This is a genomic window from Trichocoleus desertorum AS-A10 (assembly GCF_039962155.1).
Classification (GTDB): domain Bacteria; phylum Cyanobacteriota; class Cyanobacteriia; order FACHB-46; family FACHB-46; genus Trichocoleus.
The window spans coordinates 1-22,819 of sequence record NZ_JAMPKN010000010.1; the positions used below are offsets into that span (position 1 = coordinate 1).

20 protein-coding genes are annotated in these 22,819 nt (G+C 50.0%); 9 read left to right on the forward strand and 11 right to left on the reverse strand.

Annotated elements, in window-relative coordinates; all coding sequences use genetic code 11:
- Positions 1-179: 179 nt before the first annotated feature.
- Positions 180-359, reverse strand: coding sequence for a 50S ribosomal protein L32 (rpmF, locus tag NDA01_RS14740; protein ID WP_190432598.1), 180 nt, complete (start codon positions 357-359; stop codon positions 180-182).
- 121 nt (positions 360-480) lie between these two features.
- The gene (locus NDA01_RS31910) at positions 481-2,097 is read right to left on the reverse strand and encodes a hypothetical protein (protein WP_431193409.1); all 1,617 of its coding nucleotides are present in this window, start codon (positions 2,095-2,097) and stop codon (positions 481-483) included.
- Positions 2,098-2,571: 474 nt separating this feature from the next.
- Between NDA01_RS31910 and NDA01_RS14750 the strand changes: the two genes are divergently transcribed.
- Positions 2,572-4,662 (forward strand): caspase family protein, encoded by a 2,091-nt coding sequence (locus NDA01_RS14750; protein ID WP_348228527.1) that lies wholly within the window; start codon positions 2,572-2,574, stop codon positions 4,660-4,662.
- A 20-nt stretch (positions 4,663-4,682) separates the two neighbouring features.
- On the opposite strand, the gene NDA01_RS14755 is transcribed toward NDA01_RS14750, so the two are convergent.
- Positions 4,683-8,003 carry a GAF domain-containing protein gene (locus NDA01_RS14755; protein WP_348228528.1) on the reverse strand — a complete coding sequence of 1,107 codons (3,321 nt, stop codon included), beginning with the start codon at positions 8,001-8,003 and terminating at the stop codon, positions 4,683-4,685.
- Positions 8,004-8,227: 224 nt separating this feature from the next.
- Positions 8,228-8,683, reverse strand: a complete 456-nt coding sequence (ybiA, locus tag NDA01_RS14760; RefSeq protein ID WP_348228529.1) for a riboflavin biosynthesis intermediates N-glycosidase — start codon at positions 8,681-8,683, stop codon at positions 8,228-8,230.
- Positions 8,684-8,855: 172 nt separating this feature from the next.
- Here ybiA and NDA01_RS14765 point away from each other — a divergent pair, with 172 nt between their 5' ends.
- From NDA01_RS14765 to NDA01_RS14780, 4 genes are read left to right on the forward strand one after another with little or no spacing between them, the layout of a single operon-like run.
- Complete coding sequence (locus NDA01_RS14765) at positions 8,856-9,515, forward strand: DUF4129 domain-containing protein (protein WP_348228530.1); 660 nt, start codon at positions 8,856-8,858, stop codon at positions 9,513-9,515.
- Positions 9,515-10,666, forward strand: a complete 1,152-nt coding sequence (locus NDA01_RS14770; RefSeq protein ID WP_348228531.1) for a DUF4350 domain-containing protein — start codon at positions 9,515-9,517, stop codon at positions 10,664-10,666. The genes NDA01_RS14765 and NDA01_RS14770 overlap by 1 nt, the downstream gene beginning before the upstream one ends.
- 7 nt (positions 10,667-10,673) lie before the next feature.
- Complete coding sequence (locus NDA01_RS14775; protein ID WP_190432588.1) at positions 10,674-11,624, forward strand: AAA family ATPase; 951 nt, start codon at positions 10,674-10,676, stop codon at positions 11,622-11,624.
- Positions 11,621-12,940: a DUF58 domain-containing protein gene (locus NDA01_RS14780; protein WP_348228532.1), complete on the forward strand. Its 1,320-nt coding sequence runs from the start codon at positions 11,621-11,623 to the stop codon at positions 12,938-12,940. Before NDA01_RS14775 ends, NDA01_RS14780 begins: the two co-directional genes overlap by 4 nt.
- On the opposite strand, the gene NDA01_RS14785 is transcribed toward NDA01_RS14780, so the two are convergent.
- Complete coding sequence (locus tag NDA01_RS14785) at positions 12,937-13,905, reverse strand: stage II sporulation protein M (RefSeq protein WP_348228533.1); 969 nt, start codon at positions 13,903-13,905, stop codon at positions 12,937-12,939. The two genes, NDA01_RS14780 and NDA01_RS14785, sit on opposite strands and share 4 nt — an antisense overlap.
- A gap of 148 nt (positions 13,906-14,053) precedes the next feature.
- On the opposite strand from NDA01_RS14785, the gene NDA01_RS14790 reads away from it, so the two are divergent.
- Positions 14,054-14,830, forward strand: a complete 777-nt coding sequence (locus NDA01_RS14790; protein ID WP_348228534.1) for a DUF7847 domain-containing protein — start codon at positions 14,054-14,056, stop codon at positions 14,828-14,830.
- Between the two features lie 106 nt (positions 14,831-14,936).
- Positions 14,937-15,725, forward strand: coding sequence for an RDD family protein (locus tag NDA01_RS14795; protein ID WP_348228535.1), 789 nt, complete (start codon positions 14,937-14,939; stop codon positions 15,723-15,725).
- A 48-nt stretch (positions 15,726-15,773) separates the two neighbouring features.
- Here NDA01_RS14795 and NDA01_RS14800 read toward each other — a convergent pair whose 3' ends face one another.
- Positions 15,774-16,910, reverse strand: coding sequence for a geranylgeranyl reductase family protein (locus NDA01_RS14800; RefSeq protein ID WP_431193410.1), 1,137 nt, complete (start codon positions 16,908-16,910; stop codon positions 15,774-15,776).
- A gap of 434 nt (positions 16,911-17,344) precedes the next feature.
- On the opposite strand from NDA01_RS14800, the gene NDA01_RS14805 reads away from it, so the two are divergent.
- Positions 17,345-17,521 (forward strand): family 2 glycosyl transferase, encoded by a 177-nt coding sequence (locus tag NDA01_RS14805; RefSeq protein WP_190549401.1) that lies wholly within the window; start codon positions 17,345-17,347, stop codon positions 17,519-17,521.
- A gap of 109 nt (positions 17,522-17,630) precedes the next feature.
- Here NDA01_RS14805 and frr read toward each other — a convergent pair whose 3' ends face one another.
- The 4 genes from frr to NDA01_RS14825 all read right to left on the reverse strand — a co-directional run bounded on the left by frr (position 17,631) and on the right by NDA01_RS14825 (position 20,038).
- Positions 17,631-18,179 carry a ribosome recycling factor gene (gene frr, locus NDA01_RS14810; RefSeq protein WP_190432579.1) on the reverse strand — a complete coding sequence of 183 codons (549 nt, stop codon included), beginning with the start codon at positions 18,177-18,179 and terminating at the stop codon, positions 17,631-17,633.
- Complete coding sequence (pyrH, locus tag NDA01_RS14815) at positions 18,166-18,894, reverse strand: UMP kinase (RefSeq protein ID WP_190432577.1); 729 nt, start codon at positions 18,892-18,894, stop codon at positions 18,166-18,168. Before pyrH ends, frr begins: the two co-directional genes overlap by 14 nt.
- Before the next feature lie 87 nt (positions 18,895-18,981).
- The gene (locus NDA01_RS14820; RefSeq protein ID WP_190432575.1) at positions 18,982-19,527 is read right to left on the reverse strand and encodes a thioredoxin family protein; all 546 of its coding nucleotides are present in this window, start codon (positions 19,525-19,527) and stop codon (positions 18,982-18,984) included.
- 94 nt (positions 19,528-19,621) lie between these two features.
- Positions 19,622-20,038: a response regulator transcription factor gene (locus tag NDA01_RS14825; protein WP_348228536.1), complete on the reverse strand. Its 417-nt coding sequence runs from the start codon at positions 20,036-20,038 to the stop codon at positions 19,622-19,624.
- A 226-nt stretch (positions 20,039-20,264) separates the two neighbouring features.
- Between NDA01_RS14825 and NDA01_RS14830 the strand changes: the two genes are divergently transcribed.
- Entirely contained in the window at positions 20,265-20,984 is a 720-nt protein-coding gene (locus NDA01_RS14830; RefSeq protein ID WP_348228537.1) for a M15 family metallopeptidase, read from the forward strand.
- A gap of 26 nt (positions 20,985-21,010) precedes the next feature.
- Here the strand turns inward: NDA01_RS14830 and NDA01_RS14835 are convergent, their stop codons facing one another.
- Positions 21,011-22,726: a hypothetical protein gene (locus tag NDA01_RS14835; RefSeq protein ID WP_348228538.1), complete on the reverse strand. Its 1,716-nt coding sequence runs from the start codon at positions 22,724-22,726 to the stop codon at positions 21,011-21,013.
- Positions 22,727-22,819 lie beyond the last annotated feature (93 nt).

Here is a 22,819-nt window from a genome sequence, read left to right on the forward strand (position 1 = left end):
TGACCGTTTTTGACCGTTCGGGAGGAGGCACAGAGGGGACAAGCAGGCATGAGCAAACAAAGAGCATTCGAAAATGAACTTTACTCTTCTATCATTACATCTTGAGCACTACCCAAGTCCAATAAAAAAGGGGCAACCGCTTGCCCCCATCACGAATCTGTCTGCAATCAAAATGCAGCTTAAGACTCTTCATCTTCCCCTTCTTCGTCATTGGGATAGACAAAGCCCTTAGAACGTCCGGTCAAAATGGATTTGCCAAGAGAGAGAGCTTTTTGCGCCTGCAACGCGGCTTTGCGCTTCCAGGTCGCTTTACGCATATCTCGCTTAGACTTGGATGTTTTCTTCTTAGGAACAGCCATGCTCGTCCGTGCGGCGATCGCAATTTTTAGACAACCCTCCTATTCTAGGGCATGATGCCTCCATTTAAACCAAGCCTTTTGCAGGTCATTAAGCAATTTTGATTGATCAGCTAGCTGCAAACTAACGATTTCCCCCATCAGTTGACTGATTGGGAGTTGTGGTTCCATTAGGCTGTGTAGTTGGTGTAATGACTTGCCCATTGGGAGTCGTAATAGTGAAAGAGCCGTTGTTGGGCGCGTTGTTGGGCGTTGTAGTTGTACCAGTGCCCGGTGCTGTCGTTCTGTTTATTCCTGGTGTTCCGATCCCAGTCGGTTGAGCGCCAGGAGCAACAGTTTGACCATTCGGAGTCGTAATCACTGACCCTTGATTTCCAGGCGTTGTGGATGCCCCAGGGGCAAGAGTACCAGGTCCAGCCGGAGTTATTTGAGTGCCGCCACCTGGTCCCGTTCCGGTTCCAGTAGTGCCCCCCTGTCCTGCACCTGTTCCAACACCTGTGCCAGTTCCCGTAGTAGGTGCAACAGTGCCTGCACCCGCGCCCGTCCCGGTACCTGTACCTGTGCCCGTATTAGCTCCAGTACCGGTTCCGGGGACAGTTCCAGGAACGGTTGTATCAGTTCCAGTTCCCGCGCCCGTTCCAACACCTGTGCCAGTCCCAGTCACACCACCCGGAATAGTAGTGCTAGGCCCAGTTCTGTTGCCTGTATTAGCTCCAGTGCCTGTTCCGGGGACAGTTCCAGGAACGGTTGTGTCAGTTCCAGTTCCTGCTCCTGTTCCAACACCTGTGCCAGTCCCAGTCACACCACCAGGAACGGTTGTGTCGGTTCCAGTTCCTGCTCCTGTTCCAACACCTGTGCCAGTCCCAGTCACACCACCAGGAACGGTTGTGTCGGTTCCAGTTCCTGCTCCTGTTCCAACACCTGTGCCAGTTCCGGTAGTAGGTGCAACAGTGCCTGCACCCGCGCCCGCTCCGGTACCTGTGCCAGTCGTGCCGCCAGGCGTAGTCGTGCCTGTTCCACCTGTATTTCCAGTTCCGGTACCTGTGCCGCCAGTAGGTACAGTCGTGCCTGCACCCGTTCCCGTTCCAGTACCTGTAGCACCAGGAGCAGCAGTACCAGTACCTGTGCCTGCACCCGTTCCAGTTCCCGCGCCCGTTCCAGTTCCACCATTTGGTGCGGCTGGTATACCAGGTGCTCGACTACCTGCGGGGATGTTGCTTCCTGGCGCTCCTGGCGTGGGTGCTACTGGTACGGTAGCAGGTTGCGAGGGTACAACCGGAGGTGGCGGTGGAGCAGCTTGAGCGGGTACGGTCTCTTCAGCTACGCCTTGATTTAGCCGTAACAACGCTTGCGAAGTGCGAAAGTAGGTTGCCCAACGTTGTGGATCAGGACGGCTGCGCCATTGAGTGCGGCTGACATCTAGATTCAGTACAGGTACTACCGAGCCTTCACTTTGGGCTGAGACGATGACAGACACTTGACTGGTCAAAATGTCGCGATCGAAACTGCGCTGAGCCGCAGCTCTAGCGGCAATTTCCGCTCGGCGCAAAAGCGTTTCGTAGCTCTCCCCGGTGCGGCGGTCTAGGGCCACATCTACTCTGGCGGTATAAGCTTGAGCCGCTTGAGGAGCGATCGCAGCTTGGGTGAGCCAAACGCTACCCCCTAATCCTAAGCAGGTTGCCAAGCTTAGAAGTTGCGGGAGTGCTAAAAAACGAAGGTGGGAAGGGGAAAACTCTCGCATGTTTGCTGCTAGCTCCTTACGCGATCACTCAGCAAGACCACTCAATATATTAATGACTCAGACTTGGTTAAACTGGACACCATCTTAAGCGGGGTCAGGTTTAAGCAGTTTAAATGAGTTAGTTATTAGAAATTTAATTCATAATGAAGCAGAATTAACTTAGACTATAGACGGAATTTTAGACGTTGCGTTTTTATCTTGAGGTTTGCAGTTTCTGACCTGAATTTAATGCCTCACGAAGGCAGTCAGATATTACTGTTTCTTATCTCTCTAGGGTTGTGCACTGGGTCAGCCAAACAAATTTGTCAGATAACTTAGTTTTCAATAAAAGTTTTCAATAAAAAAGTTATCGTACTTCTTGTCTTTTTAACCAACAACATGCCACTTGAGCTGAGTAAAAACAGAGCGTAAGGTTCCTATTTACTTGAACTGCCTTCTGGGCACACTATCTAGTAAGAATCTAGGGCATTCAGCATGGTGAAACACTGGGCGATCGCAATTGGTATCAATCAATATCAGTTCTTGCAGCCTTTGAGGTATGCCCAGCAGGACGCCCAGGCTCTGCATGATTTTCTAGTGGAGGAAGCAGGCTTCCCAGCCGAACAGTGCCTACTGCTAACCGATGCTTCGTTACCTGTTGCCGATCGCTCCACTTATCCCACTGGAGGTTCGCTACAAGCTTGGATTGATCAGTTTTGCCAACAGTGGGTGCACCCCGGCGACCTGGTTTGGTTTTTCTTTAGCGGTTATGGAGTCTGTTACCAAGGACAAGACTACCTAATGCCGATTGATGGTGATCCAGCCGATATTCCTGGTACTGCCATCTCAGTGCGATCGCTGCTGGGACAATTGGATGCCATTGCCGCCGAGACAGCCTTGTTATGCTTGGATATGAATCGGAGCCAAGGGCTGCCATCGGATCAACCGCTGGGCACTCAGACCTTGGAATGTGCCCGTCAACTCAGCGTCGCCACAATCCTGGCTTGCGAACCGGGTGAGTTCTCGTACGAGACTGCCAGCTTGCATCATGGGTGCTTTACGGCTGCCTTGTTGGAGGGGCTGCGGTTTGGTAAATGTGACACCCTCGCCGATCTAGATTATTTTTTGCGCGATCGCCTCCCAGAACTGACTGAGCACTATTGGCAACCCGCTCAGCATGCGGTAGTGCTAGTGCCACTAGGGAAAGGGCAGCAGGGCATCTTGCCTCACTCAATGGTGGCTGCAAGCACCTGGAATACACTCGATCGCCCATCTGACCCGGCTGACACAATGGCTGCGCTCGACTCAGATGCATCTCGTGGCTATATATCCTTGCAAGCACCACCCCAAGCGGGAACTGGTCTCTCTACTCTCTCTGTTACGGGTGATTCTGGCACAGGTCCTTCTGGCACGGGTGATTTTGGCAATGCTGACCACTCTTCTCGTTCCTCGCCCTACCAGATTTTAGAACGGTTGACTCGTAGGCCAGCTAGTTCTACTACACAACCCGCCCCATCTAGTCCTCTATCCCCTCAATCCCCTATGCGAGATCCCGAAGCAGAACCAGAAATGGCAGATAGCGTATTTTGGCGACGGTTGCTGGTTTGGGGCGGTTTGATTGCATTTGTTTTGTGCTCAGGTGTGATCATTCGCAATAAAGCAGCCTTTACAGGTCAGCCCATCGACAATGCTGTTGTCTCCACAGCCACCCAATCGTCGAAGTCCACTCCTACGCCTGTGGCAACGGTGGCGACTTCAACCACAGGTGCGACAGCAACGGCTCCGGTGGTGAGCCCCACCCCCGTCCCAGACAAGGCTGCGCCTAGTCCTCCTGCTACAGTTGCCGCCTCGGATGTGCCACCGACACAACTGCTGCCCGCCGCTCAGACAGCGCTGCAACAGAATAAATCTCAAGAAGCCTTGCGCCTGCTTAATCAGGTACCCGCCAAGCAGCAAACCGAGCAGTACCGTAATCTGAAAACTCAGGCAGAACAGCAGGTTAATCAAGATTTATTGGAAAAAGCAAGAGTAACGATTCGACCGAATCAAGCTTCCCGGTTTAATCAAGCGATCGCTCAAGCCAGCAAAATCAAGCCAGGTCAACCGCTCTACGACCAAGCCCAACAAGATATTCAGCGCTGGAGTCAAGTGATTTTAGACTTGGCAGAGGGTCGAGCCAAGCAAGGTCAGTTTGGCGAGGCGATACAAACCGCTCGCTTGGTGCCCAAGAATAATGCTGCCGTTTATGGCCAAGCTCAGCAAGCGATCGCGGGATGGCAACAAAGCTCTCAGCAGCAAAAGACTAACCAAGCTCTGATTGACCAAGCTCAGGGTTCGTTGCGGCGGGGGGAAGCGTCTTCTTACAGTCGCGCGATCGCCTTGGTTCGACGCATCCCCGCAGGCCAACCAGGGTATTTGGAAGCCCAACGACTCACGGGCGAATGGAGCAATATCATTTTAGGGATGGCAGAACTGCGAGCGTCACGGGGGCGGATTCAGGCAGCCTTGCAAACTGCGACTCTCGTTCCATCAGGGACACCTGCTTATGCTCAAGCTCAGAAATCTATTGCTGCGTGGAAGCGTTGATTTCGCTTTATTTCATTGCCTCAATCAGCAATCACGGTTGGGGTGGTCCAGCCTGAGCGAATTGGAATCTCAATTAAAAACTCAGTTCCTTGGCCCACTTGAGACGTGCATTTGAGCATACCGCCATGTTTTTCTACCACGATCTGATAACTGATCGATAGGCCTAACCCTGTGCCTTGGCCTACAGGCTTGGTGGTGAAGAATGGATCAAAAATTCGCGACCGCACCGCTTCTGACATGCCAGGGCCATTGTCACTAATCCGGATCAGCATTTGGGAAGCATAAGACGCAGACTGCATCAGTTCTGTCTCAATTTTGATTAACCCTGGATTGAACGGCAGACCTTGAGCTAGACGTTGCTGGTTGTCATTCTCGATCGCATCAATAGCATTGCTGATGATATTCATGAAGACCTGGTTGAGTTGGCCCGCGTAGCACTCCGCTAGGGGCAACAATCCATATTGCTTCACGACCCTGATTGCCGTTGGATCATTCGCCAGCTTGAGACGATGTTGCAGAATCATCAAGGTGCTATCAATGCCTTCATGGACATCGACAGGTTTTTTCTCTGCCTGATCTAGGCGGGAAAAATTCCGCAGTGACAACACGATCTGACGAATGCGGTCGGTTCCCACTTTCATCGAAGCCAACATTTTAGGCAAGTCTGTGGCTAAGAAGTCTAGCTCAATTGATTCAGCGTATTCTTGGATGGGCCGCTCAGGGTTGGGGTAGTGTTGCTGATAGAGATGGAGCAGCGTCAGCAATTCTTTGGTGTATTCGCTGACATAGTTGACATTGCCATAAATGAAATTGACGGGATTGTTGATTTCGTGCGCCACTCCAGCCACGAGCTGCCCCAAACTCGACATTTTCTCAGTCTGGATCAGTTGCGTCTGGGTTTGTTGCAGTTCGTTCAGGGTTTGAGCGAGTTGCACCGTCTGGTGTTGGGTTTGAGTCAGCAATTCGGCTTGTTGAATTGCCACTCCCAACTGCGCGGCAATCTGAGTTACAAACTCAATCTCAGACGTTGTCCATGCATGAGGCTGAGAGCATTGATGCACACACAACAAGCCCCAAAGTTCATCACTTTGAATCAGCGGCACCACCAAATTCGCTCTGACCTGAAACTGCTCCAAAATCTTCAGGTGGCAATCGCTCAAGTTGGCAGCATATAGATCAGCCACCGCTTGAATTCGACCGAGCCGATAGTAGGGGGCATACTGTTCGCCAAAACAGTGGTCATGAACTTTCCGGTCTAGTACGGAGGTAAAACCAGGCAGCACACTTTCGGAAACGAAGACACCATCCTGGCAACTAGACTCTGGCTCAAACCGAAACACCCCCACGCGATCGACGTTAAGCAGTTGGCGCACTTCTCGGGCTGTTGCCTGAAAAATCGTTTGCAAATCCAGCGATTCACGAATCTTGGTGATCACCTCAAACAACGTTTTTTGTTGCTCAGCCGCTTGTTCAATCTGTTTAGCTTGTGCGGTTGCCATCGCCGCGGTCGCACAGCTTTGCTCATATAATTCCGCTTGCTGAATCGCGATCGCCACTTGGTCGGCCAACTGTTCTAGCAACTCCATTTCAAAGGCTTGCCACTGGCGCGGCCCTCGGCACTCATGGGCAATCAGCAAGCCCCACAGTTGCTCACCCATACGAATTGGCACTACCAAGTTGGCTTGAACCTGCAGATTGTCTAAAAATTCGATATGACAAGGATGCAAATTAGATTGCTTGACATGATCGATCGCGCGAATCCGACCGCGCTGGTACAAGCTGGCATGCTCGGTCGGGAAACATTCGTCTGCATATTTTTCATGCAAAATTGACTGCCACCCCGATGCCACCTCTTCCACCACAATCTCCCCTTGCCAACCCCGCACGAATTGATAAATCACCACGCGATCGGTATCGAGCAAGCCGCGGACTTCTCGCACAATCGTTTGCAGGATGGTCGGCAAATTTAGCGTGCTACGAATTTGGTCACTCACCTGCCTCAGGAGACGAGCAGACTCTAAGGCTTGCTCTAGCTCTTGGGTGCGTTGCTGAACTTGCAACTCCAGACTGATATTCAACCCATGTATTTGTTGGTAAAGCTGCTGCTGCTGGATGGCCATTGAGAAGTGCTCCCCTAAGGCAGCAGCCAAGTCCCAATCTTCTGGCGTCCAAGGCAAAGCTTGGCCTTGCTTGAGTTCTTGCCAAGCTTCAAAAGAGTTGCGGGGTTGAAATTGTCGCTGATCCGAGTCAAACTGCCCTGCCCACAGGGTTGCGGTATCGATCGCATCTCGAAAAACTGTGAGATAACCCAAAAATTGTTGGCGATATTGCAGCGGCACAACTAAGATGCCACGAATGAGCGTAGCCCGGAACGCTGGTGCTAAAACTCGCAGTTCTGGTTCCTTATAAAGGTCAGTAATCGACTGCTGCCAAAACTCGGCCTTTGATTCGGCAGGTTTAAAGTACTGCTGCCAGAGGGGGCTTTGTTCGATCATCCAGGTCTGGTCTTGTCCTGGCATCTGCGGTTGAGCCCCACAGGTGGCGATCGTGGCTTGGGTGGGATCGAGTGCGAAGGTGTAGAGTCTGCCACCAGACCCTTGGAGTATGGCTACCGTGCGCTCTAAAGCTGCTTGTAGCTGTAGAGTTGGCAGGGTATGGAGGAGAGTCGCGATTTGGTTGATACTGAATTCTTTTGCCGCTTGAGCCCTAGCTTGCCGCAGCAATTCTGCTTGGGCGATCGCGATCGAAACTTGGTCAGCCACTTGCTGTACCACCTGAAGCTCCGACTCAGCAATAATTCGGGGTTGGGCATGATGAGATACCAATAACCCCCAAAGTATCGGTTCGCCAGTCTGGGTCCGGGCATCTTGATGCAAGATCGGCACTACCAAGGAAGATTTCACGCCCATTGCCGTTAGGTAAGCAATGTGGCAAGGGTCTACAGGACGATAACGAATATCTTCTGCCTGGACAGGCAACCCTGTCTCTGGGTTATCTAAAGGGCTTGAACCAATTTGTTCGGAAGCGAGGTCTACGATAGAGCGCTGGCGAGCCTTGAGGAACAACTCGCGGGCTCGCGGCGGAATATCATCAGCCGGAAAATTGAGACCTAAGAGCGAAGGCAAGCGATCGCGCTCAATAGATTCAGCAATAACTTCACCACTTTCATCGGGATGAAAGCGATAGATCATGACGCGATCGGTGTTTAAGAAGGACCGCATTTCTTTAACGGTCGCAGTCAAAATTTCTGATAATTCAAGAGATTGCCGAATGCAGGTGGTAATTTTGTGGAGTAAAACCTCTTGACCTAAACGATCTACCGTGGGTCGTAAATCCTGCATTTCCTGTATGTTCTCTAGTGAATTACTTAAAAGCTGATTAGGCCTAAAAAGCCAAAAAGACCTATAACATTTTGCCTGTTTCTAATTGATATTGAAATCAGTAAAAGTATCTAGAAGTTAATTAGCAAAAATCAACTAATTGCCTGGAGGCTTTCACGTCTAGAGAGATTTAATTGAGGCTTTTAGGGAAGCAATTTAGTTCTTGTCATTAAGCTTGAAGTTGGCTACTCAGCCAATTGCTGTCGAATTTCTTGGCGCACTTGCATCAAAATCTTGCCGAGCTGATTCTGCCCAGTCCGCTCTGAGCCGCAGCCCCAATAGTAATCTGTGGGTGAGTCTTCTACGATTAGTAATTCATTAGTGGAGAGCAAAACAGATTGAATATCTAAATGCGTCAAAAATTTAGTTAAAACTGCTTGATACATGATTTCTGCTTTTACTTGCTCCCAATCTTCCCGGAACACTCGGCAGCGATCGCGACCTAAAGCAGCGGCTTCCTCAGGCGTTTTCACGGCCCGAATGGTCATGATCAGAGCTTCATGTTCAGTTCCGAAAAACTTCTGGGATTGGTAATAATGCTCAACAGTGGACCAGCTTTGATCATCAATAAAAATGGGATGGGGAGAAAAATTAGAAAAACAGCCGTAGGGGTCGCCAACCTTGTAAAAATAAATGGTCATTTTACGCTTACAGATCTACTTAAACAGGGTCCGGGGCATCGCAAGAATTTGTATCAGTCGCAAGCACGATTGAGCGATCGCCCCACAGCACTACGGTACCCATAGGCCAAAGCTCAGGAATCGTTGATAATAGGGCAAAACCGTACCCTTTCTTCCCAGATGGTATGCATTCATGCCAACAGGTTCCTTTGAGAAGACTAACATTGGCTGGCAGACCCAGCAGTTGTTGCGGCAGCCGGGAGAGTGGATTGAGCTGCAACTGAATAAACTCTTCAGTAGCTCCAATGACCAAACTCCACAGACTTTACCCAGTTGGCTAACGGATGCGATCGAATCTCTTGTCCGGGTCGTCTTTTGGCTGCTAGTGGGATTTTGTTTGCTTTGGCTGACTTGGCAGTTGTTACAAACATTTTTGCCATCCCTACGTAGCTTAAAGTTGCTTTCCTGGTTACAGCGACCAGAAGCCCACTCAAACATCAATGCCCAAGTTAGCCAGCTTGATGCTGCCGGATGGTTTCAGCGATCGCAGGATTCCCAGCGTCGAGGCAACTACCCGGAAGCCTTCCAAGCCTTGTATTTTGCGCTGCTGCAACACTTGAGTGAATCCAACTTAGTGCCTTTGGAGGCTAGCCGCACCGATGGGGAGTATTGGCAGTTGGTGCAGCATTTTCCCCAAGCTCCGCTTTACCAGCTATTGATTACGACGCACGAACAAATGCGGTTTAACAATATGGCGATCTCGCTAGAGACGTTAAATCGTTGCCAAGCAGCCTATCAAGAAATTGAGAGGCCAGAAATCGAGAACCGCATGCCTGCGGGGAGACGCTCTTGATGAATCCTGCGCAAAATCTCTCTCGACGACAAATGTGGTTTGGGGCTTTGGTCATTGGAGCGATCGCTTTACTCACCTTGCTGAGTGCTCCGACTCAAAGTGCTTCCCGTAGTGGTTCAACTTATAGTCGCGCTCCCGATGGTTACGGTGCTTGGTACAGTTTCATGAGCGATCGCGGCACTCCCATCCAGCGTTGGCAGCAACCGTTTGAGCAATTAGCTCAAAAGCAACCCAGCTCAGTGAACCAGGGCAAGATCACGCTGTTACAAATTAACAGCAGGCTGAAGGTAGCATCCCTCGACGAGAACCAAAAAGCTTGGGTAGAGGCAGGCAATACGCTAGTCGTTTTAGGTGCCCATGCTCCTGTTGCCGATGCCGCTTTCCGCACCTGGCAAACCAGTGAAGTGGGTAATGTGCGAGTGGAAACTCGACGACGGCATTACTTACCAAAGCAGGGCACCATCAGCCTAGTCCTGGGCGATCGCTTTGGGGCCGTGGTTTGGCAAGAATCTCTGGGTCAAGGCCGAGTCATTTGGGCCACTACACCCCATCTTGCAGCCAACGCCTATCAAGACGATCGCGGCAACTATGAATTTCTAGCTCAACTGGTGACTCCGCCCAAACAGTCGATTTGGGTCGATGAATATCTGCACGGCTATCGTGACCCTGCTAATGCTACAGGTTCAGGTTCAGGTTCAGAAAAGCGATCGCGCAGCTTTTTAGCTTATTTAGCCAACACTGCTCTCTTGCCTGGATTCATTCAAGTGGGAGTATTGCTGCTCTTAGGCATCTGGGCGCACAATCGCCGCTTCGGTCAGCCGATTCCAGTCACCACTCCCGCTGTGGATAACAGCAAGGCCTATATCGAAGCTTTGGCAGGAGCTCTCTACAAGGCGGAATCCAGCGAGTTTGTGATTGACACCATTCGCAAAGAAGAGCAATTACAAGTGCAACGAGCTTTAGGGTTGGGCAACCAATTATTAGACCCGGAAACTCTGCTCACCGCTTGGACCCAACAAACTGGACGACCTGCCACAGAGTTAGCAGACATGCTACAACTGCGATCGCGCGGTCAACGAGTCAGCGATCGTGACTTGCTGGCTTGGTTAGAAAAAATTCAGACTGTTCGCCATCATCTGCCTCGCTATTAAATCACCTATGACAGAAACGCATGCGGTCATCACTCGCCTGGGTCAGGCACTCAGCCAAGTTATTGTGGGTCAGCCTGCTCTGGTGCGACAACTGCTCATCGCTTTACTCGCCAACGGCCATGTGATCCTAGAAGGCGTACCCGGTACAGGTAAAACCCTTTTAGTCAAAGTGTTGGCCCAACTGGTCCAAGCCGATTTCCGCCGCATTCAGCTCACCCCCGACATTTTGCCGTCCGACATCTTGGGGACGAATATTTTCGACCTGAACACGCGCAGTTTTGTGCTGAAGAAGGGGCCAGTTTTTACCGAAATCTTGCTGGCAGACGAAGTCAACCGTACGCCACCCAAAACTCAAGCCGCTCTGCTAGAAGCGATGGAAGAACAACAGGTGACCCTAGATGGCGAAAGCATGCCGTTACCGTCGTTGTTCTGGGTGATTGCAACGCAAAACTCGCTGGAATTTGAAGGCACCTATCCACTTCCAGAAGCGCAGCTAGACCGCTTTTTATTCAAACTCTTAGTTGACTACCCAGACGTTAAAGCCGAAAAACAAATGCTGCTGAACAGCCAAGCAGGTTTCCAATCTCGCCGTTTGGATTTGGCTCGGCTCAAAGCGATCGCCTCAGTTGAGCAAATTCTGCAAGCTCGCCAAGCGGCTCAAGCGGTCAAAGTCGAGGAGCCTGTATTGGATTATTTGCTGGCTGTAGTACAACGTACCCGACAACATCCCGATTTAGCTTTAGGCGCTTCCCCTCGTGCTGCTGTCGCCTGGTTGCAAGTGAGCAAAGCCCAAGCGTGGCTTTCTGGGCGAGATTTCGTCACCCCCGACGACATCAAAGCGATCGCACCTCCGCTACTCCGCCATCGCCTCATCCTCCGCCCCGAAGCCCAACTCGACGGCCTCAAAATCGACAGCGTCATTGGCTCAGTCCTCAATCAAGTTCCAGTACCAAGATGATTCCTTCCTGGCGAGTTTACGGTTTACTCCTCCTTGGCATGGCGATCGCCACCATTCTGGCCGCACTTTGGCCTGGAGAGGTGCAGCTTAGGATAGCTGTGCTGGGGTTGCTGCTATTTGATGCTGTGGTTTTGGGGTTAGCCTTTTGGGACGCTCGGCAGGTGCGATCGCACTCAGTCAAAATCGAGCGGCAACCGTTGCAGCGTCTCTCGATTGGCCGCGACAATCCGGTTGTGTTGGCTGTGCAAACAGGAGATCAACCTGCCAGGATTCAAGTTCGGGATGCTTATCCAGTAGCATTTGACGTTTCAGCCTCTAGCCTCCAAGCCACCTTAGCGGCCAATAGTAGCCAGGAGCTAACTTATACCATTCACCCCACGCAACGGGGGCAGTTTCAATGGGGCGATGTGCAGGTGCGGCAACTAGGAGCTTGGGGGTTGGCATGGCGAGATTGGCAAGTGCCGCAAATTCAAACAGTAGATGTTTATCCAGATTTGTTGGGTTTGCGATCGCTTTCGATCCGCCTCACCTTGCAATCTACCGGAGCCATTCGCCAAGCCCGACGGTTAGGCATGGGCACCGAATTTGCCGAATTACGGGAATACGGTGTAGGGGACGATCCGCGCTTAATCGACTGGAAAGCTACCGCTCGCCGTAGCCGTCCCTTGGTGCGGGTGTTGGAGCCAGAGCAAGAACAAACCTTGATTGTCTTGCTGGATCGAGGCCGCTTGATGACCGCGCGAGTTCATGGCTTAACTCGATTTGACTGGGGTTTGAACGCCACATTGTCTCTAGCCTTGGCAGGTCTGAATCGGGGCGATCGCGTTGGGATAGGAGTGTTCGATCGCCAGCTTCACACCTGGATTCCGCCAGAGCGGGGTCAGCACCATCTCACCAAGCTGATTGAGCGTTTAACGCCGATGCAACCGGAGCTGCTGGAACCAGACTATTTGGGGGCCGTGACTCGCATGGTCAATCAGCAAACTCGTCGTGCCCTGGTTGTAGTGATCACAGACGTCATTGACACCACTGCTTCTGCTGAGTTGTTAGCCGCTCTTGCCCGCCTCAAACCTCGTTATTTACCTTTTTGTGTCACGCTGCGCGACCCCCAAGTTGATCAACAAGCCCACCAGCTAACCGAGAATGTTGCCTCTACTTATAGCCGTGCTGTGGCTTTAGATCTACTGGCCCAACGTCAAGTCGCTTTCGCCGAGCTACGTCAAAAAGGCGTGCTAGTTCTAGACGCACCTGCGAATCAAATTACTGAGCAACTGGTCGATCGCTACCTGCAACTAAAAGCCCGTAATCAGCTTTAACCTGTCTGCCCTGTTGGCTTTCTGCGACTGCAATATATTAATAGAAGTGTAAAAAGACCCATACCAGCCAAATATTTGAAAGGGGATGGGATGACAGGGCTAGGAGAGAAAAAGCCTTCAATCGTTCCCGCAATGATTAGCATAGGCACAATGCCATAGGTTAACTGAGCTGCCTTAAGGCCATACAGCCGCAGAGCATCCGCACGGCGATACTTGCCGGGAAACAACAGCCCTCTGGCAATCAATAATCCTGCGCCTCCAGCCAAAAAGATGGCGGGTAACTCAAGCGAGCCGTGGGGAAAAACAAAGGCCCAAAACGGATAAGCCAAATTATTTTGGCCAACCAAAGTAGCGATCGCCCCAATACTTAACCCGTTGAAAACTAAGAGAAATAGGGTGTAAAGACCTGCGGTCATGCCTCCCGCGATCGCCCCAAAAGAAACCGAAAGATTGTTGGTCATAATTCGGGTAGAAGCAAGAGGTTCGATGCCTACAATGGACCCCATCCATAGTTCACCTTTGTCTCGCACTTTGGTAATTAGCTCACCCGGTACCAATAACGACAAAAAGGTAGGATCTTGCCAAGCGAACCACCAAGCCACTAAAGATCCAGCCAGAAAACACGCGGTTGCCAAAGCAATGTAGGCCCAAGTTTCTTGCACCAAAGCTGGAAAGCCCCAACGATAAAAGTCTAGAGCCGCTTGCCATTCCTGTCGTCTGGAGCCTTGATAAATCTGTGTATAGCCGCGAGAAGCCAGGGTTTGCAAGTCTTGTACGAGAGCGGCCCCAACTTGATTGGTACGGGCGCGGGCCAAATCTGCGGATACGGAGCGATATAAACTGGCTAATTCTTTGATTTCAGCGGCTGGGAGTGACTTCAAACTCCGTTTTTCTACTTGCTTCAGTAGCGCATCCAAGCGTTTCCAGTTGGGTTCACGCCGTGCAATCCAGCGCTGAATATTCATACTTTATAAATTTTCACTCCGCTCTAAGCTAAGCGTAGCCTAAGATAGCGTCAATCTGGTTCCATTCATTCCCAGGAGAACTTGGCTAGTGTCGTCTCCAAATTTGAACCCCGGTGGCCCCATGCGACCGCTCAGCATCGGTAATGTAGTGAGTGCGAGTTTTCGGCTCTACAGCTCCCATCTGAAGCAATATTTTGGTATCGCTCTAAAAGCCTTTCTTTGGGTGTTATTACCTGTTTACGGTTGGGCCAAATACTCTGCTTTAATGGCGTTGATTTCTCGGTTAGCCTTTAGAGAGCTAATCAATCAGCCAGAGAGCGTAAGCACGGCTCATCAACGCACTGATGCTAGAAAGTGGCGTTTTCTCATCGCTGGAATTCTCGTTCTTCTGCTGACTTTAGGAGTTGTACTCGTATACATCTTAGTTGTCACAGTAGTCGTTGGTGTTTTATCAGTATCAATTAGTGGACTTCTAACAAGCTTCCTAGGAGCTATCCTGGTTGGAGTTCTTGGGATAGTTACCTTTGTTGGATTTATTCTTGTGTTACTATGGCTTACTTCACGCCTTCTAGTTACAGAAGTTCCTCTGGCAATTGAAGACAATTTAGGCGCAGTAAAAACAATCAGCCGCAGTTGGGACCTCTCTGAGAAATTAGTTTGGCAAATCATAGGGATAGTCTCAGTTGCATTTCTGATTACCATTCCTATTCAATTATTATTCTCAGTTATTAGTGGTGTATTACAAACACTACTAGAGCAAACTTTATCGGCCAATGCTCTTATTCCCGTAGGAGTTATGTCTATTTTGCTAAATCTTTTGGGTGGCGCAATTGTGGCACCTTTTTGGCAAGCTTTGAAGGCTGTGGTTTATTACGATCTCCGTAGCCGCCGAGAAGGGTTGGGATTGAAATTGCGCGATCGCTAACCCCCATTGCATCTCTAATCAATCTCTCAACCTCTTTATACTTCTCCCCAGCGCTCTCACCGAATCCCTGATCTCTCCCTACCCCGAGCTATGCAGACGAAAGACCATGCGCTTCTTTAATCGAATTATCCTTCAGACACCAGAAAGCGTAGAGTTGGAATTTACCCTAGCTGGAATTGGGAATCGGGCCTTAGCTTTACTGCTCGATTACACCTGCTTGGGTGGGTGTCTCATTGCCTTCCTATTCATCTGGCTATTTGTTTCTAGTCAAGTTCTAGAATTAGTCAGACAAGTAGCTGGAAACGCCAATAGTGTTGACCTGTGGTTAACGGCGATTACTATTCTGGGTGGCTTTGTGATCTATGTGGGCTACTTTGTCTTCTTTGAAAGCCTTTGGCGTGGGCAGACACCTGGGAAGCGTTACACCAAAATTCGGGTGATTCGCGATGATGGACGGCCTATTGGTTTAGCTCAAGCTACCTTACGAGCTTTACTTCGACCTTTCGATGACACTTTATTTTTAGGCGTATTCTTGATTGCTTTAGGTCGCCAAGAAAAACGTTTAGGAGACTGGGCAGCAGGCACGGTGGTGATTCAAGAGGAGCAAACCATTGCTGCTGCCACTTTTCCTATTTCTCCAGCAGCCGAGGCATTAGCGGCCCAGTTACCCGAAATTGCAGATTTATCCCATTTGCTGCCCGACGACTTCGCTGTGGTTCGAGAATACTTGCAGCGCCGGGGTGCAATGTCATCCAAAGCTAAGTCAGAAGTTAATTTACAGTTAGCTCGTCAAGTAAAAGAAATAATTTTGCTGGAAAAAGTACCGTCGAACACCACCCCAGATTTATTCTTGGAGGCAGTTTATCTTGCCTATCAACAGCAATCTACTAAATAAATGTAGGGCGCACAACGTACGCCCTAGTGATGAATGAGTGATGGCTTTTTAGCCACCCATGCCAGGAATCAAGCTGCTAGTCAGCCGCTTAATTGCCCGGTTGGCGACATCAGCGTAGCGCAGTTCACCGCAGAGAATTTTGCCCATACGTTCTGTAGCGGAAGGACGCTTGATGCCAACTTTGTAGCCAATGCCAGGTACCCGATAGAAGACACCCGCAATACGCTGCGCCCAAGCCATATCTTCGCCCCATTCTTGGTTGATGATTTGGGTATAGCGCTCTAGAGCACTGCGATCGCCTGTTAGAGATTGGTTAATCGCTTCAGCCGCCTTCATACCACTAAAAATAGAAGGCCGAATCCCTTCAGCGGTAAAGGGGTCCACTACACAAGCTGCTTCTCCCGCTAACACCGCATTCTGGGTGTGCAGCTTTTGATTGCCATCCCACAGGCACAGTGGATGGCCATATTGTTGACTGGACTTGACATCCACACCAAACAGCGTGGCATACTCAGCCAGCAAAGCTTTCATATCCTGGGGTTCACCACCTCGGAAGGTACCAATACCCAACGAATAGCCATCGGCTTTAGGGAAGTTCCAGATGTAGCCATTCTTCACCATGCCAAACTCAAAGTGAATAGGGTTGCCGCTTTCTACTTGAGCGGGCACCTCTGCTTCCAAAGCTCCGGCTAAGCGACGCTTCCGCTCTTTGAACCCTAGCCACTTCGCCATTGGGCCTTTGGCACCGTCCGCAGCAACGAGATATCGCCCAGTGACTGGGCCATCGGCTGTATTGACTTGCCAGTGGTCGCTCTTAAACTGAATTCCTGTAACTTCCGTGTTGTCTCGCAGCTCTGCGCCTTGCTTCTGGGCTTGCTGTACCAAGAAGTGATCGAACACATCTCGCCGCACCATCCACATCGGCTCTGGAGTTTTTAGCTCAACTTCCACTGGGTCTTCCATTTTCCAGGTGAAGCGCACGGAGTTGACCTTGAGTGAAATCGCTGGCGTGAAGTCGAAGTCAAACCACTGCGCAACTTGAGGCGAGACTCCGCCCCCACAAGGTTTGTAGCGGGGTAGGGGTTCTTTTTCTAGCACTAGAACAGAACGGCCTTGCTTGGCTAAATGGTAAGCGGCAGTTCCTCCCGCTGGCCCCGCACCGACAATAATGCAGTCAAACATCATGCTCGCATCTCACTCTTGAATATCAGTTCACAACTCCAGCCTGGCCGATCGCTTAGAACTTTGGGTAGTAGCTTTGCCAAACACTGGTAGTTTGTAGTGCTTTACTAGCCATCCTGACCCAATGGCATCCAGAGCTGACAGACAGGGGTAACTCAGTGAATGTTTCCGTATTGATCTCAAATCTAAAGCAGCATACGAATAACCCTGCTGTTTCTTAGGAAAAAACAACAGGGATTTCACAAGTGTGCTTGGCAATTCAAGTTTCAAAGTAGAGGAATTGGTTCAGTTCCAACAACAATCAATCCGTGAAATCACTACAGTTATATAGTTCATTGAATGCACTGAGTACAAAGCCCTGATGTGGCCCCTAGGATAGTTCATGAAGGCTTGATAAAGTTCTGAGCCACAAGACACTCTGAAATGAGGCTAAGCCAATGAACTGGGAAGTATGTGTGCAGTACGCCAACGGCAGTAAGCGAGTTCTGCGTTCTTACAAGAATCGCGAGACTGCCTTGAAGTGCATCGACACAATCTACTCCATTCAGGGGTACCCCATGCACTTAGCTTACGTGGTTCGTCAGACACCCATGCCAGCACTTCAATATGCCTAAACCCGAAAGACGAACTTCAATATATTTCGCTTGAGTGCTTAGTTCTAGAACAATTTAGCTCTATGGCTCTATAGGATTTAGATCCAAACCTGGTGGTGAGCAAAACACTCTAGACGGTGGTGATATCTTTCTCCTTTTCTGCCAAAACTTCTTCAATTCTGGCAATGTACTTGTCCGTCAGCTTTTGAATTTTATCCTGCAAGTCCCGTGCTTCATCTTCGGACACCTCGCCCGCTTTTTCTTGTTTGCGGACGCTATCGACCGCATCGCGACGCACATTGCGAACTGACACTTTGCCTTCTTCGGCAAACTTGGCCGCTAGCTTCACGAGTTCTTTACGGCGATCGCTGGTGAGCGGTGGAATATTTAGGCGAATGGTGGACCCGTCGTTGCTAGGAGTTAAGCCAATGTCGGATAGGGAAATGGCTTTTTCAATCAAGTTTAGGCTACCGCGATCGAAGGGTTGAACCGTAATCGTGCTGGCATCTGGCGTATTGATAGTTGCCAGAGACTTGAGAGAAGTTGGGGCTCCGTAATACTCCACCATGACTCGATCGAGCAGAGATGTGTTGGCTCGTCCAGTCCGAATTGTATTGAAAGACCGTTGAGTTGATTCAACGGCTTTTTGCATCGAATTTTCAGCGTCAGCTAATTTCACAAGAACCTCCCACGATCGTTCCAATTGTTTCTCCCGTCACGGCCCGCAGGATGTTACCGCGTACCGAGAGGTCAAACACAATGATAGGAATGTTGTTATCTTTGCACAGTGCGATCGCAGTACTATCCATCACGCGCAAATCTTGCTGCAAAACATGGGCGTAGGTGAGGCTTTGATACCTACGCGCGTTGGGGTTTTGGTGCGGATCGGAGTCGTAAACACCATCTACCTTGGTAGCCTTGAACAAAACATCGGCGCTAATTTCCGCTGCTCGCAACGCTGCTGTGGTGTCGGTCGTGAAGAAGGGATTGCCGGAGCCTGCCCCAAAGATCACAACTCGCCCTTTTTCGAGATGACGAATGGCTCGCCGCCGAATGTAAGGCTCTGCCACTTCTTGCATGGCGATCGCAGTCTGCACCCTTGTGGGCACGCCCATCTGTTCCAGAGAGTCTTGCAAGGTCATGGCATTCATGACGGTGGCAATCATGCCAATGTAATCGGCGGTTGCCCGGTCCATTCCAGCCGCAGCTCCCTTAACGCCGCGAAAGATGTTGCCGCCACCCACGACAATGGCAACTTGGACTCCAGTTGCTACAACATCTGACACTTCCTGGGCAATAGCTTGAACCACCGCTGGGTCAATGCCATAAGCTAGATCGCCCATTAAGGCTTCACCGCTTAGTTTGAACAAAACCCGCTGATAAACAATCCCCATGTAGCGACTACTTTTTAACTCAAATTGCCTCCAACTAAAGATAACACTAAGCTGTCGGAGGTCAGCTTTTAGGAGCCGCAAGCATTGCTAAATACGCCATTTAACAGAACAACCTACGGGTTCAGTTTCTGCTACAGGTATTGCATTGCCCTCTAGGACACGAGCGATCGCGATTTGAAAGTTAGGCGATCGCACAGCACTGACGTCTTCTGGGTTGTCGTCAATGCGTCCGTGATAGCGCACAATGCCCGCTTGGTCTAGCAAGAAAACTTCTGGCGTTATTTTGACTCCAAAGCTACGCCCTACATCTTGGGTCACGTCTCGCAAGTAGGGGAAGTTCAACTGTTGCTCAACCGCGAAGTGCTTCATATTCTCGAAGCTATCATCCGGGTATTGCGTGGCATCGTTGGGATTAATCCCAATTAAGGTAAACTTTTGAGCTTGAAAGGTAGCTTGAATTTGTTTGAGGCGGTTTAGGTAGAGCCGTACGTAAGGGCAATGGTTACACATAAACACTACCCCTACTGCTTTCGACCTTTCTAGATAACGAGCAAGATGGTGCACCGCATTATCTATTCCTGGGAGTTCAAAGTCTGGAGCGTAGCTGCCTATTGTTGTACCTACTGTTTCCATGAAACTGAATCCGCTGAATGTTCAGAAGAGTTTAACGGGCAGCAGAGGCTTCCCATCTAGCTCTCCATCATAGTCCGCTCGTTGCAGGAATGGTCTAAGGTTGAGAATAAGAGGGCGATTGCGGCAAGGTGCTACCCAACAGTTGCCTTACTTTTGCCAAAATCACGTCTAAACCCGCATCTTTTGCCGCTAGGTCATCGGCCATAAAATAAGGTCGTTGGCTGATGGATGCTAAATCATTTCTGTCAATCCAGCCGGAGACTAACAGGCAGAGAGGAGGGCGCTCTAAGGATGATTTTAAGCGATGAATAATACCATAGCCATCTAGCTTATTTTCTGATTCAGGCAAAGGGTCAAGAACAAAATCAACAATCACCAAATCGTACTGAGCTGCCACTGCAAAAAAGTGATTGGGATCTGTAAAAACAGTTACCAAAAACTCTTTTCTCAAGAACCTTTGAACTGACAAACTCCAGTTAATGTCGTCATCTAAGACCGCAATCTTATGCATTTTAGCTAGGAGTTAATACTCCTCTTCTAAGGAGCTTGTTGCAATTCTGGAGCCATTGAAATTTTGGTGCGCCCCATAGCAATAGCAACAACTTAATTTCTTCATAATTTCATCCTATCAGTTCAGTAAAAACCGCTGAGCAAAGTTAGGATTACTTAGGAATCAAATTTTTATTTCACAATCTTTGTAACTATTTTTAAATTACTAAAACGATAGATTTAGTTGTATGAAACCTTATCAGCAAATCGCGATCGCGGAATGTGGAGAACCATTAGTACCCATTCCACTGGATATATTTGCCATCGAACATCTCCATGCTTATCAAAAGTTAGGGGCTCCTTATGGTGACAAATCGCCCTACTATTTGCGGGAACAAGTGGTGGCTCGCTTGCTCCAGGCTCAGCAGCAACTGCAAGCATGCTGTCCTAGTTGGCGGATTCAAGTTTTTGATGCTTACCGTCCGATCGCAGTGCAGCAGTATATGGTGGACTACACCTTTGCCGAACTGGTGCAAGGGCAAGGGTTACAACTTCAGGAACTCACGGACGCTCAGAAACAAAGCATTTGGGAGCAAGTGCATCAGTTTTGGGCGGTACCGAATGTGAACCCTGCTACGCCACCTCCTCACAGCACTGGTGCTGCGGTAGACGTAACGCTGGTGGACGCATCCGGCGCTCCTGTAAATATGGGTTCACCCATTGATGAGATCTCTCCCCGCTCTTTTCCAGATTTCTTCGCCGATCAGCCAGAACTGGAAGCGCAGCAATATCATCAAAATCGCCAGTTACTCAAGCAAGTGATGACCAGTGCGGGTTTTCTGCAACACATGAATGAATGGTGGCACTTCTCCTGGGGCGACCAATTGTGGGCCTGGTTGAGCACTGGAGTCAACCCAAACCCTGACCCTCATGCCGTCACTGCTCGTTATGGTCGCGCGGAGCTTTAGCTAGGATGGCAACATTGCCACTAGGCTTATCTTGTAGAAATGCAGGCAGCATCCAGCAAGATCAAGCGCTCTGTACTAAAGACGGTACAGCGTGGCACTGTTTGGGCGATCGCAGGTGTAATCCCTTGCTCTAATCGAGTTTGAGCTTCACGAGCTGCGGGCTGGAACTGCTGAAACCAACGGTTGCTCGCCAAGTAGTGGGGGGTAAATGCTTCTTGATCTAGCAACCAAAAGTTAATGCCGTACTGCTGGATAAACTGCTCAACAGCTTCTTGGTTGGGGTTGTACTGCGCTTGCAACAAATCTGTGACTCTTTGGCGAAACTGACTGTAATACCCTTGGTGGAACGGCAGCGCATATTCACGCCCCGCCAACACAGGCCGTTGGCCAAAATAAGGCACAAAATTAGCTTCTTCTGACAGTGAAGCCACCAAGCTAGCTTTGGGGGTCTTTTGCAAAAACTGATAGAGCGCTGGTGCTTGCCCTTCTTTATATTTCGTGTCAGGAAAACGCTGGTCGTAGCTGGGATATAGCAACAAAGCGGCGCTCACCAGAACTATAATTCCAATCGCTAAGTACTGCTTTGGGGCTGACTGAGACTGAGTAGCCCATCGCCATAAAGCATCGAATAACGTAATCAGGACAATCCCAGTGGCGATCGCAGTAATCACCCGAAAACTGTGGTGAGTATAACGACTGGGTAATTGCAACTTAAATAGCAGCAAGTGAGCCAGAGTAAACAGCCCTACCGAAGCGGCGAAAATCTGCACCAATAAACGGATCTGCGGTTGTACTTGTTGCAGTAGCGGCAAGCGATCGCGATATCGCCAGAGCAAGGGTAGCAGCACACCCACAGTCAGCAATGGAGGCAACCACAAGGCTGGAAAAAAGCCACTCCGCTCAGCCGTGAGCCAAAAGTCCCAAGGATCATTTACATAGAACCGACTGCGGCCTTTTTCACCAAATTCTGACATTTGCCTTGCTGCGTCGGGCGTAATCACGGAGCCATACTCGGAGGTTTGCAGGATAAAGGGCAACAACACCACAAACGCCACGGCTAAGCCTGCTACGCAGAAGATATAGTCTTGGCGATCGCGGGAGAAACACAGCCGCCCATTTTCCCAGCGAACTAAGGTGAGCACTAGGGTTCCAGCACTAATTAACAAAATTTGCGGGTAAAACAGTCCTTGCAACGCGATCGCTGCCAGGCAAGGCAGGAGCGATCGGCGCAGCAGATAGTACAGAAACGCCAGAAACAGCGGATACAAAAAGGCTCTGGGAGTGGCAGTCACTAAGTCATCCTTCATCCAAACTGTTTGGTTCAGCAGCAGAGTTGCCAGAAAACTCGCCGCAGGTACCGGAAACAGTTGCAAGCTGACGCCAAAGCAATAGCCTGTCATCACCAAACCTAAGGCGATCGGCAATAGCTTGTTGAGCAAAAAAGGATGAATCCCGATCGCCGCAAACAGTTGGTAAAACTTGGTGTAGCCCCAAGGCGCTACAGATTGGAAATAGTTGGCAATAAAATCGTTGGGCAATAAGCCTGGGTCGAAGAACCGCTGCATCCAAAACACATGCTGCCGCGCATCATCTTGGACAACATATTCACCGCTAAAGGCTTGCTGTAGTGCCATGCAGCCATAGATCGCGGCAAAAGTCAGGCTCAAACTGAACCAAAAGGCTAACTGGGCTTTGGAAGGTTTCGCCGTCGTCAGCCCGTGATGCAAAGGCGTAATCAGCATAGGGGTGGAGATGCAGTGTGCTGAGAAAGCGCAGGCAATTAAAATTACTGTAAACTTCTGGCAAGGATTTAATATTCTTGCAATCCTACTACA

Bases quoted from the DNA above. Each gene is read 5' to 3' on its own strand.
- rpmF (WP_190432598.1), bottom strand. From the start codon at position 359: ATGGCTGTTCCTAAGAAGAAAACATCCAAGTCTAAGCGAGATATGCGT.
- NDA01_RS31910 (WP_431193409.1), bottom strand. From the start codon at position 2,097: ATGCGAGAGTTTTCCCCTTCCCACCTTCGTTTTTTAGCACTCCCGCAA.
- NDA01_RS14750 (WP_348228527.1), top strand. From the start codon at position 2,572: ATGGTGAAACACTGGGCGATCGCAATTGGTATCAATCAATATCAGTTC.
- NDA01_RS14755 (WP_348228528.1), bottom strand. From the start codon at position 8,003: ATGCAGGATTTACGACCCACGGTAGATCGTTTAGGTCAAGAGGTTTTA.
- ybiA (WP_348228529.1), bottom strand. From the start codon at position 8,683: ATGACCATTTATTTTTACAAGGTTGGCGACCCCTACGGCTGTTTTTCT.
- NDA01_RS14765 (WP_348228530.1), top strand. From the start codon at position 8,856: ATGCCAACAGGTTCCTTTGAGAAGACTAACATTGGCTGGCAGACCCAG.
- NDA01_RS14770 (WP_348228531.1), top strand. From the start codon at position 9,515: ATGAATCCTGCGCAAAATCTCTCTCGACGACAAATGTGGTTTGGGGCT.
- NDA01_RS14775 (WP_190432588.1), top strand. From the start codon at position 10,674: ATGACAGAAACGCATGCGGTCATCACTCGCCTGGGTCAGGCACTCAGC.
- NDA01_RS14780 (WP_348228532.1), top strand. From the start codon at position 11,621: ATGATTCCTTCCTGGCGAGTTTACGGTTTACTCCTCCTTGGCATGGCG.
- NDA01_RS14785 (WP_348228533.1), bottom strand. From the start codon at position 13,905: ATGAATATTCAGCGCTGGATTGCACGGCGTGAACCCAACTGGAAACGC.
- NDA01_RS14795 (WP_348228535.1), top strand. From the start codon at position 14,937: ATGCGCTTCTTTAATCGAATTATCCTTCAGACACCAGAAAGCGTAGAG.
- NDA01_RS14800 (WP_431193410.1), bottom strand. From the start codon at position 16,910: ATGATGTTTGACTGCATTATTGTCGGTGCGGGGCCAGCGGGAGGAACT.
- NDA01_RS14805 (WP_190549401.1), top strand. From the start codon at position 17,345: ATGAACTGGGAAGTATGTGTGCAGTACGCCAACGGCAGTAAGCGAGTT.
- pyrH (WP_190432577.1), bottom strand. From the start codon at position 18,894: ATGGGGATTGTTTATCAGCGGGTTTTGTTCAAACTAAGCGGTGAAGCC.
- NDA01_RS14820 (WP_190432575.1), bottom strand. From the start codon at position 19,527: ATGGAAACAGTAGGTACAACAATAGGCAGCTACGCTCCAGACTTTGAA.
- NDA01_RS14825 (WP_348228536.1), bottom strand. From the start codon at position 20,038: ATGCATAAGATTGCGGTCTTAGATGACGACATTAACTGGAGTTTGTCA.
- NDA01_RS14830 (WP_348228537.1), top strand. From the start codon at position 20,265: ATGAAACCTTATCAGCAAATCGCGATCGCGGAATGTGGAGAACCATTA.
- NDA01_RS14835 (WP_348228538.1), bottom strand. From the start codon at position 22,726: ATGCTGATTACGCCTTTGCATCACGGGCTGACGACGGCGAAACCTTCC.